At 67.3% G+C, this 8,129-nt stretch carries 12 protein-coding genes; 8 read left to right on the plus strand and 4 right to left on the minus strand.

Features of this window, described 5'->3' with window-relative positions:
- A partial coding sequence (locus tag ACFVJS_RS24180; RefSeq protein WP_378885800.1) for a sulfatase-like hydrolase/transferase occupies window positions 1-816 on the minus strand: 816 nt, incomplete at its 3' end.
- A gap of 126 nt (window positions 817-942) precedes the next feature.
- Here ACFVJS_RS24180 and ACFVJS_RS24185 point away from each other — a divergent pair.
- Window positions 943-1,425, plus strand: coding sequence for a DUF5709 domain-containing protein (locus ACFVJS_RS24185; protein WP_378885802.1), 483 nt, complete (start codon window positions 943-945; stop codon window positions 1,423-1,425).
- On the opposite strand, the gene ACFVJS_RS24190 is transcribed toward ACFVJS_RS24185, so the two are convergent.
- From ACFVJS_RS24190 to ACFVJS_RS24200, 3 genes are read right to left on the minus strand one after another with little or no spacing between them, the layout of a single operon-like run.
- On the minus strand, window positions 1,422-1,817 hold the full coding sequence (locus tag ACFVJS_RS24190) for a VOC family protein (protein ID WP_378885804.1): 396 nt from the start codon (window positions 1,815-1,817) through the stop codon (window positions 1,422-1,424). The genes ACFVJS_RS24185 and ACFVJS_RS24190 overlap by 4 nt on opposite strands.
- Window positions 1,818-1,848: 31 nt before the next feature.
- Window positions 1,849-2,148: a hypothetical protein gene (locus tag ACFVJS_RS24195; RefSeq protein ID WP_008364101.1), complete on the minus strand. Its 300-nt coding sequence runs from the start codon at window positions 2,146-2,148 to the stop codon at window positions 1,849-1,851.
- On the minus strand, window positions 2,148-2,477 hold the full coding sequence (locus ACFVJS_RS24200) for a hypothetical protein (protein WP_378885807.1): 330 nt from the start codon (window positions 2,475-2,477) through the stop codon (window positions 2,148-2,150). Before ACFVJS_RS24200 ends, ACFVJS_RS24195 begins: the two co-directional genes overlap by 1 nt.
- Before the next feature lie 104 nt (window positions 2,478-2,581).
- On the opposite strand from ACFVJS_RS24200, the gene ACFVJS_RS24205 reads away from it, so the two are divergent.
- The 7 genes from ACFVJS_RS24205 to ACFVJS_RS24235 all read left to right on the plus strand — a co-directional run bounded on the left by ACFVJS_RS24205 (window position 2,582) and on the right by ACFVJS_RS24235 (window position 7,796).
- The gene (locus tag ACFVJS_RS24205; protein ID WP_378885809.1) at window positions 2,582-2,914 is read left to right on the plus strand and encodes a hypothetical protein; all 333 of its coding nucleotides are present in this window, start codon (window positions 2,582-2,584) and stop codon (window positions 2,912-2,914) included.
- A 3-nt stretch (window positions 2,915-2,917) separates the two neighbouring features.
- Window positions 2,918-4,570: a putative T7SS-secreted protein gene (locus ACFVJS_RS24210; protein ID WP_378885810.1), complete on the plus strand. Its 1,653-nt coding sequence runs from the start codon at window positions 2,918-2,920 to the stop codon at window positions 4,568-4,570.
- Window positions 4,567-5,055, plus strand: coding sequence for a hypothetical protein (locus tag ACFVJS_RS24215; protein WP_378885812.1), 489 nt, complete (start codon window positions 4,567-4,569; stop codon window positions 5,053-5,055). Before ACFVJS_RS24210 ends, ACFVJS_RS24215 begins: the two co-directional genes overlap by 4 nt.
- A gap of 101 nt (window positions 5,056-5,156) precedes the next feature.
- Window positions 5,157-5,498, plus strand: a complete 342-nt coding sequence (locus ACFVJS_RS24220) for a hypothetical protein (protein ID WP_378885813.1) — start codon at window positions 5,157-5,159, stop codon at window positions 5,496-5,498.
- Window positions 5,498-5,737, plus strand: a complete 240-nt coding sequence (locus tag ACFVJS_RS24225; RefSeq protein ID WP_378885815.1) for a hypothetical protein — start codon at window positions 5,498-5,500, stop codon at window positions 5,735-5,737. The genes ACFVJS_RS24220 and ACFVJS_RS24225 overlap by 1 nt, the downstream gene beginning before the upstream one ends.
- A gap of 118 nt (window positions 5,738-5,855) precedes the next feature.
- Window positions 5,856-6,911, plus strand: a complete 1,056-nt coding sequence (locus tag ACFVJS_RS24230) for an adenosine deaminase (RefSeq protein WP_378885817.1) — start codon at window positions 5,856-5,858, stop codon at window positions 6,909-6,911.
- A 3-nt stretch (window positions 6,912-6,914) separates the two neighbouring features.
- A complete protein-coding gene (locus ACFVJS_RS24235) occupies window positions 6,915-7,796 on the plus strand; it encodes an alpha/beta fold hydrolase (RefSeq protein ID WP_378885819.1) in 882 nt (293 codons plus the stop codon).
- Window positions 7,797-8,129: the final 333 nt, after the last annotated feature.

Here is an 8,129-nt window from a genome sequence, read left to right on the forward strand (position 1 = left end):
CTTGTCCTCGTCGGCCGGCCTGGTCGTGCTGGTGCCCTCCGGGTCGTCCTTCTCGCCGGGACCGCCGTGGTGGGGCGCCACGTAGTTGAGCCACATGTACCACGGCTTGTCGGCGCGCTCCGGCGCCGAGATCATCTCGTTGGCCTGGTCCCGCATCACGTACGTCGTGTAGCGGTTGTAGGTCGTGAACTCGCCGTTGTGGTTGATCCGTGGCCGGACGAAGTTGTAGGTCGACATGTCGGTCGTCGCCCGCCAGTCCGTCCACCCCGGCGGCACGTCCTTGGCTGTCCCGCGCAGGCCGTAACCGTTGAGGTACTTGCCCGCGAAGAGGGTGTCGTAGCCGGCTTCCTGCAGCGCCTCGGGCAGCGTGCCGGTGTGGTCCATCGACTCGTAGCCACCGCGTTCGCCGTTGATGGTCACGGTGTGGTGGTTCTGGCTGTACTGCCCGGTCAACAGCGACGCGCGGGCCGGCACACAGATCGGCGTGGGCGCGATCGCCTCGGTCATCGAGGTGCCCTGCGCGGCCAGGAGCCTGCGGGTGTGGGGCATGAACTCCAGATCCTCGTAGGCGAGGTCGTCCGCCGTGATCATGAGGATGTTGGGCTTGGTGGAGTAGGGCTCCCACTCAGGCGTCTTCGTAGGCGTCGAGGGCACCACGCTGTCGGAAGACCCGTGGGCGACGCGCGCGAACGCGCTCCCTGCCAGCGTCCCCAAGGAGCCCAGCGGACCGGTCGAGTCGGGCATCGCGCCGAGCGCGAAGGACGAGCCCGCGAGCACGGCAACAGCCGCCACCGCCAATCGGGCGCGAGGCGCCATCTGGTCTGCTCCCTCGGTCGTTCCCCGCGTCGTCTGTGTCCGTCTGGTTCCGCTCCCTACCGGACCGGGTTAACGTTACCGAAGGGGGCCTCGATGACCCCAATGCCGGCCGATGAGGAGACCCAGGTGAGCGAATCGCGCGAGAGCTACGGCGACTACAGCGTCGACGACGAGGACCAGATCACCGGCGAGGATGCGCTCTCCGGGGAGGTTCTCGAGGGTGAGGTGCGCGACGAGCTCGACCACGGCATCGTCACCGCCGACCGCTACTCCACCGACTACGGCAACACCCCGTGGGAGGAAGAGCACCGCGAGTGCATCGACCAGCGGCAGCACCAGGAGATCCCGGAGCCGGATCCCTACGCGGTCGAGTACGACGACGCCGAGGAGGCCGACGACCCCGACGGCCGCGAGGTCGGCAACAAGCGAGCTGGCCGGCTGGTCGACCCCGACCAGGGTGGCGGCGAGGACACCGAGTCCGAGGTCTACGGGATCGACGCCGGCATCGACGGCGCCGGCGCCTCCGCCGAGGAGGCCGCGATGCACATCATCGACGACGAGGACAGCGACGAGGACGGCGACGAGGACGGCGACGAGGACTACAGCTAGGCGGTGAGGTCGTCGACCTCGAACACGATCTCGACCTCGAACCCCTCCGAGCTCTCCAGATAGAGCGCGGTGTGCTCATCACCCCCGGCGTGCGGGTAGCGGTCGGCGTACATCTCGTGCCAGCCGTGCTCGGTCGACGCCGCCCGCATCCGGTCGAGCACCTCCCGGCTCTCGACGGTGAAGGCGATGTGGTTCACGCCGGGCCTGAGCCGGTCCTGGGTGCCGTGCTGGTCCGTGGAGTGCTCCATGAAGACGTACGTCCCGTCCGGTGCCTCCCAGAAGTGACCCTTCTCCCCGGCCTCCCAGCCGAGCTCGCCGAAGAGCCAGCCCCACTCCCCCGTGGCGGTCTCGAAGTCGTCGACCCAGAGGTCCCAGTGGTGGATCGCCCGCATGCCTGCCTCCAAGCCTTCGATCTGGTCCGGACTAGCCCACGATCGCGACGTTCTTGACCTCGATGTCGTGTGCCTCTTCACCGTAGTTGTGCACGGCGGTGGCCATGGTCTCCAGCACACTTGCGGCGCGGCCGGAGGCGTCGATCATCCTGCGTGCGGCCCGGTCCGCGGCCTGCTTCGAGCCCGTCTCGGCCGACCAGCCGGCGGTGATCCGGTCGACCTCGTCCATCAGGTCGGTGAAGAAGGTGCGCAGGTCCTCGGCGGCCGTCCTCAAGGTCGTCTCGAGGTCGTCGATGCTGGCTTCCTTGACGATCAGGCTGTTGTCGCTCATCAGAGGGGCCCCAGTCGCTGCTGGAGGTTCGAGGCCTGGCCGTGGGCCTCGTGGACGATGTCGTTCTGGGTTGTGGCGTGCTGGATGTCGACGTCACGCAGTGCGGCGGCGTACTCCTGCATCAGGGTCCCCAGCCCACCGACCTTCTCGAACCAGGTCTGCAACGACTCGACGAGGCCGCCCGCGGCGCTGCCCATCATCCCCGGGATCGAGCTCTCGATGTCGCCGGAGAGCGTGGTCAGCAGCTTCTCGAGATCGGTGATGCTGTCCTCGACATGCTTGGCCGCAGCCGTCTGCTGCCCGAGTGTCAGCTGGATGTTGTCGTTCACGAGCTCCCCTGGCGCTGGTGGATGTGCACCGGTCCTGAGGTTACATTGTCTTCGCGTACGCGGCTCGGGCATCGCGCCCGGCACACGATGGGGAGGCTGGACGGGTGGCATCGTACGACTTCGAGGTCGATCTGGAGTCCTTGGCGAAGGCGGCTCAAGGCTTGGCCGACACGGTCGAGCTGTTCAAGGACAAGGACGTCGAGGACCTGGTCCCGTCCGAGGACGCCTGTGGATCCGAGGAGGTCTGGGGTGCGGTCGAGGAGTTCAAGGACCGCTGGGAGCGCGGCATGAACAACCTGTGCGAGGACGTCGGCGAGATGTCCGGTCGCATCGGGAAGATCGCGATGAACTACTTCGAGCTCAACGAGAAGGGCACGGCCGAGATGGACAAGGCCAAGTCCGCCGCCACCGACCTCACCATCACCGGCGGGAAGTAGCCGGTGCCCGACTTCACCATCAAGGGCAATCCCGGCGAGATCCGCTCACGAGGCCAGACCTGCGCCGACAAGGGCAAGTTCTTCGACCAGACCGGTGACGCCCTCACCAAGATCGACACGCAGGGATGGATCGGTCGCGCCGCCGACAACTTCCGCGACGCCCACGACCGCGAACCGAACCGCTGGTACGAGGCAGGCACCGGCTTCCGTACGGCCGGCAACGCCCTGATCGACTACGCCGCCGCGCTCGAGGTCGCGCAGCAGAACGCGGCCACCGCCAAGTCCGAGTACGAGCGCGGGGAGGCCGCCACCGAGCAGGACAAGGCCAACTACGCCGACTACACCTCCCGATTCGAGCAGGCCCGCAACCAGGCGCTGTCGCAGGGACTCACCTATCCCTACGCCAAGGAGCCGTTCTTCGACTCCGGTGCCTCGATCCGCTCTGATGCGTTGGCGATGCTCGAGACGGCGAAGTCCGACCTGAAGATCGCGGCAGCGAAGTGCGCCAGGGAGGTACGCGTCGGCTGCAAGGACGCGCCCGAGAAGCGCAACTGGTTCGAGTCCGGGCTCGCGTTCGTCGGCGGCATCTTCGAAGGCGCCGGTGAGGCCATCTGGGACCTCGGCAAGATGATCTACAACGTCTCGATCCTCCACGACATCATCGAGCTCGCCTCCGGTGACCTCACCCCCGAGGAGCTCGCCGCCCAGAAATCGATGATGCTCGAGGACGCCGAGGCGCTCTGGCAGGCGCTCAAGTCCGACCCCCTCGAGTTCGGCAAACAGCTCGGCAAGGGTCTGCTCGACTGGGACACCTGGGCCGACGACCCCGCCCGAGCCATCGGCCACCTCGTCCCCGACATCGTCGCCGGCGTACTCTCCGGCGGCACCGCCACCGCCGCCACCCGCGGCATCAAGGGCGGCGCCGACGCTCTCGACGCGCTCGGCGACATGACCAAGGGTCTGCGTAGTCTCGACAACCTCGATGGTCTCGGCGATGTCGGCAAGATCGACAACGGTCTCGATGGCCTCGGAGACCTGGGCAAGCTGGACAACATCGACTTCTCGGACGCACCGACCCCTCCCCAAGGGACCTGGCGAGACCTGAACGATCCCGAGCTGGGTGCATGGGTCGACGACATGCATGCCAAGTACCCGGAACTCTCCAGGGACGAGATCAAGGGCATCTGGGACTACACCACTGACAAGGGCTATGACGACATGAACGGCGCGCTGCGCGAACTGCCCAAACTCACTCCCGAGGTCGGTGCCCGGATCGATGATGCGGTCGCCGGGCTGGACCGCCTACCGACCCACGAGGGCGTCACCTACCGCGGAACCAACCTTCCCGATCATGTAGTCGAAGCACTCGAACGTGGGGAGAACTACAGCGACCCCGCATTCTCCAGCAGTTCGAACAACAATGCGGTCGCCGAGGGCTTCGTGAAGCCCTGGAAGGAGAACCCGACGTTGATGACCATCGACGGGCATTCCGGGGTCGACGTGCGTCCCTTCTCCGCCGCCCAGCGCGAAGGAGAGTTTCTGTTCAAGCCAGGTGTCGAGTTCGAGGTCGTCACGAACAAGGTGGTGCCTGAGATGGAAGTCAATGGCCAGATACTCAAGAACGTACGAATCCTGGAACTGAAGGAGATCAGGTGAACCAGGGATCCGAGCCATCGGAGAGGTCCGGCGAGGACCTCGTCGCGGCGTGGAAGAGCGCGGGTGACGCGGCCCGGAAACAATTGCGCGACGAGCTCGGCGAGGACGTCGCCAAAGGGGCGCAATGGCCGGCTCCGGCGCGTGGCACGTTCGAGATCCACCTGTTCGATGGCGCCTGGGTGCGGGTGTGGCACGAACCCCACTCGATGACCGGTCGCGTCAGAGGACTGCGGCCCGTATCCGACGGTGGTCCCTTGGCTCTGCTATTGGACTTCGGCAGCCGCGGGCTCCACGCGGCCCGACCGGCCGACGGATCCGCATGGACGACTCACATATCGACGGATGCGGTCACAGCCGAGAACTCGCAGACTCCAGTCACCGTCTGGCTCGGCATCGACGACGCCGAAGTCATCGCGCCCCCCGATGAACCGTGGCAGGTCGAGGACTGGACGATGCGCACCGCACCCCGCTTGGAGCTTCTGTGAATCCCGACGCATTTCTCAAGACGCTGGAGCGACTGCCCCCTTTCCAGGGCGTCGTGTTCAGAGGCTGTCCTCCGGATGCGGAGTTCGCACGGGACGGCCAGGTGACCGTGACCACCGGCTTCACCTCGACCACCCGCCGCCCGGACCTGGTCGCGGGCAGCGGAACGGTCTATGCCATCTACACCACCACCGCGCGTGAGATCTCCGCGTTCTCCGCGCAGAAGGACGAGTACGAGACGGTCGTCCTGCCCGGCACCGCGCTCGCACTCGCCGAAACCCGGCGCCTCGCCGGCCTCGACGTACGCGTGGTCGTCGAGTTCACCCCCGGTCAGCAGATCCCGCCCGCGACGGTCGAGACCATCGCGAGGACCGTCGAGTCTTGGCTCGCCGACCTCACCCCGTCACCCGAGCCGCGCCCACGCTTCATCGGCGACATCGTCTGATGGGCATCTTGATCGAGGGCACGAAGGTCTTCGAGGACGACCAATCGGTCACGTACGCGTTTCTCAGTCCCGGAACCGGCCGATCCGGCCAGGTGTCGATCGCCAAGTCAGACATCCGTTCACGACTCTCGACAATCGGCTCTGATATCGACCCCACAGGCGCGAAGATCCTCGTGAAGGCATACAAAGTGGCATCCACCACGGGATCGTGGCCGGACCGGGTGACCTACGCCGCTTAGCCTCCGATCGCTGCACATGCCGATGACACCTGGTGAACTGATTCACAAGGTGTCATCGTCTGGTACAGCCGACGAAAGAGAGTCGCGGGAGGGCGAACCCGCGTGTGAGGATCGGGGCGTGAGTGACCTGAAGACCTTCATCGCCGGGCTGCCGAAGGCAGAGCTGCACGTCCACCACGTCGGGTCGGCTTCGCCGCGGATCGTCGCGGAGCTGGCGGCGCGGCATCCGGGGGCGGTGCCGGCGGACGTCGAGCTCCTCAAGGACTACTTCACGTTCAGCGACTTCGCGCACTTCGTCGAGGTCTACCTCTCGGTCGTGGACCTGGTCCGGACGCCGGAGGACATCCGCTATCTGACCTACGAGATCGCGCGCGACCTGGCGCAGACCCAGCAGGTCCGGTACGCCGAGCTGACCTGCACGCCCTACACCTCCGTACGTCCCGACTTGGCCGAGCGGCCTGCCGGGACCGGGCACGCGGGGATGGCGATCGAGGCCTACACCGAGGCGCTCGAGGACGCTCGGACGAGCGCCGAGCGCGACTTCGGCATCGTGCTGCGCTGGATCTACGACATCCCGGGCGAGGCCGGGGTCCCAGCGGCCGATGCGACGCTGACGTACGCGGTCGACCACGGCCCGGAGGCGCTGGTCGGGTTCGGGCTCGGCGGGCCGGAGGTGGGGGTTCCTCGGCCGCAGTTCGAGCGGCACTTCGACGCGGCCCGCGCCGCGGGGCTCCGTTCCGTGCCGCACGCCGGCGAGACCACCGGTCCGCAGACGATCTGGGACGCCTTGAACGTGCTCAAGGCCGAGCGGATCGGCCACGGCACCTCGGCGGCGCAGGATCCGGCCCTGCTCGCCCACCTGGCCGAGCATCGGATCCCGCTCGAGGTCTGCCCGTCGTCCAACGTCGCCACCGGTGCGGTCGCGTCGCTCGAGGAGCACCCGCTGAAGACGTTCGTCGACGCCGGCGTACCGGTCACGATCAACTCCGACGACCCGCCGATGTTCGCGACGACGCTCAACCAGGAGTACGAGATCGCGACCGACCTCCTCGGCCTCGACGCGGCCGGCATCGCCGCCCTCGCCCGGGGCGCGGTCGACGTCTCCTACGCACCCGAGGACGTCAAGGCTCGGCTGTCGAGCGAGATCGACGCGTACGCCCCCGCTGCTGAATAACGCTTGACGGGATCTGCCGAGGGCGATCTGCTGGTCGGCATGGAGCAGATGCTGGCGGTCAACGGGATCGAGCTGTGCACGGAGACGTTCGGTTCGCCGACCGACCCACCGATCCTGCTGATCGGTGGGAAGTGCGCCTCGATGGACTACTGGGAGGACGACTTCTGCGCGGCGCTGGCGGCCGGCGGCAGGTACGTCATCCGCTACGACCACCGCGACACCGGCCGCTCGACGACCTGGCCGGCGGGGAACCCCGGCTACACCTGGCGTGACATGGTCGCCGACGTACCCGGTCTTCTCGACGCCCTCGGCCTCGACCGTGCTCACCTGTTCGGGATCTCGATGGGCGGTGCGCTCGCCGAGTGCGCCGCCGTGCTCTATCCCGAGCGGGTCGCCACCATGGTGCTCAACCAGACCACGTCGGCGTTCGAGGGCGTCGAGCTGCCGCCGATCGGCGAGGCGATGGCGGACTTCTTCGCGGCGGCGGCCGACCGGCCGATGCCCGACATGGACGACCAGGACGCGCTGGTCAGCATGCTGGTCGAGGACCAGCGGGCGTTCGTCCCGCGGCGCTTCGACGAGCAGCGGGTGCGGGCGGTGTGCGAGAAGGTGGTGAAGCGTACGCCGGACATGCGGCCGACGTTCGAGAACCACGACGCCGCGCCCGAGGGTGAGCGCATCGAGGCCTCGCTCGCCGACATCGCTGCGCTCACCCTGGTCATCCACGGCACCGCCGACCCGCTGATGCCGGTCGGCCACGGCGAGGTCCTCGCCCGCGAGATCCCCGGCGCGACCCTGCTGACCCTCGACGACGTCGGCCACGAGCCGCCGCCTCCCTACACCTGGGACACGGCGATCCCCGCGATCCTCGCCCACACCGCCTAGAACTACTATCTTCCCGAGCACGTCCGTGCGATGACCGGCACCCCGGGTTCTCCGTTCCCCGCTCCTCATCGCTGTGAGCATCCGAGGAGTTCGATCCCAATACTTCTCAGGGGCTGCATTTTCACACGAATAGCCGCGCTGGAAACGGAGAGCTCACGAGTTTCTTTACGTCATCCCTTGCCGTCGTGGGCGCTTGCCGAGCATCGAGACCAACTTGGCTCCGCCATCGAAGATATCCGGCTCTTCCTACCTGAGGTGGGGGTGAGCTCGGTCGCCGCGTTGGGCGGCGTGGTGGCACTTGGGTAGGCGTCGAGGCCTCCAAGATCGGTAGCG

Source organism: Nocardioides sp. NPDC057772 (assembly GCF_042798075.1).
In the GTDB taxonomy this organism is placed as follows: domain Bacteria; phylum Actinomycetota; class Actinomycetes; order Propionibacteriales; family Nocardioidaceae; genus Nocardioides.

What these genes read in the sequence shown, in the direction of transcription:
- ACFVJS_RS24190 (WP_378885804.1), bottom strand. Translation starts at nt 1,817, where the DNA reads ATGCGGGCGATCCACCACTGGGACCTCTGGGTCGACGACTTCGAGACC.
- ACFVJS_RS24195 (WP_008364101.1), bottom strand. Translation starts at nt 2,148, where the DNA reads ATGAGCGACAACAGCCTGATCGTCAAGGAAGCCAGCATCGACGACCTC.
- ACFVJS_RS24225 (WP_378885815.1), top strand. Translation starts at nt 5,498, where the DNA reads ATGGGCATCTTGATCGAGGGCACGAAGGTCTTCGAGGACGACCAATCG.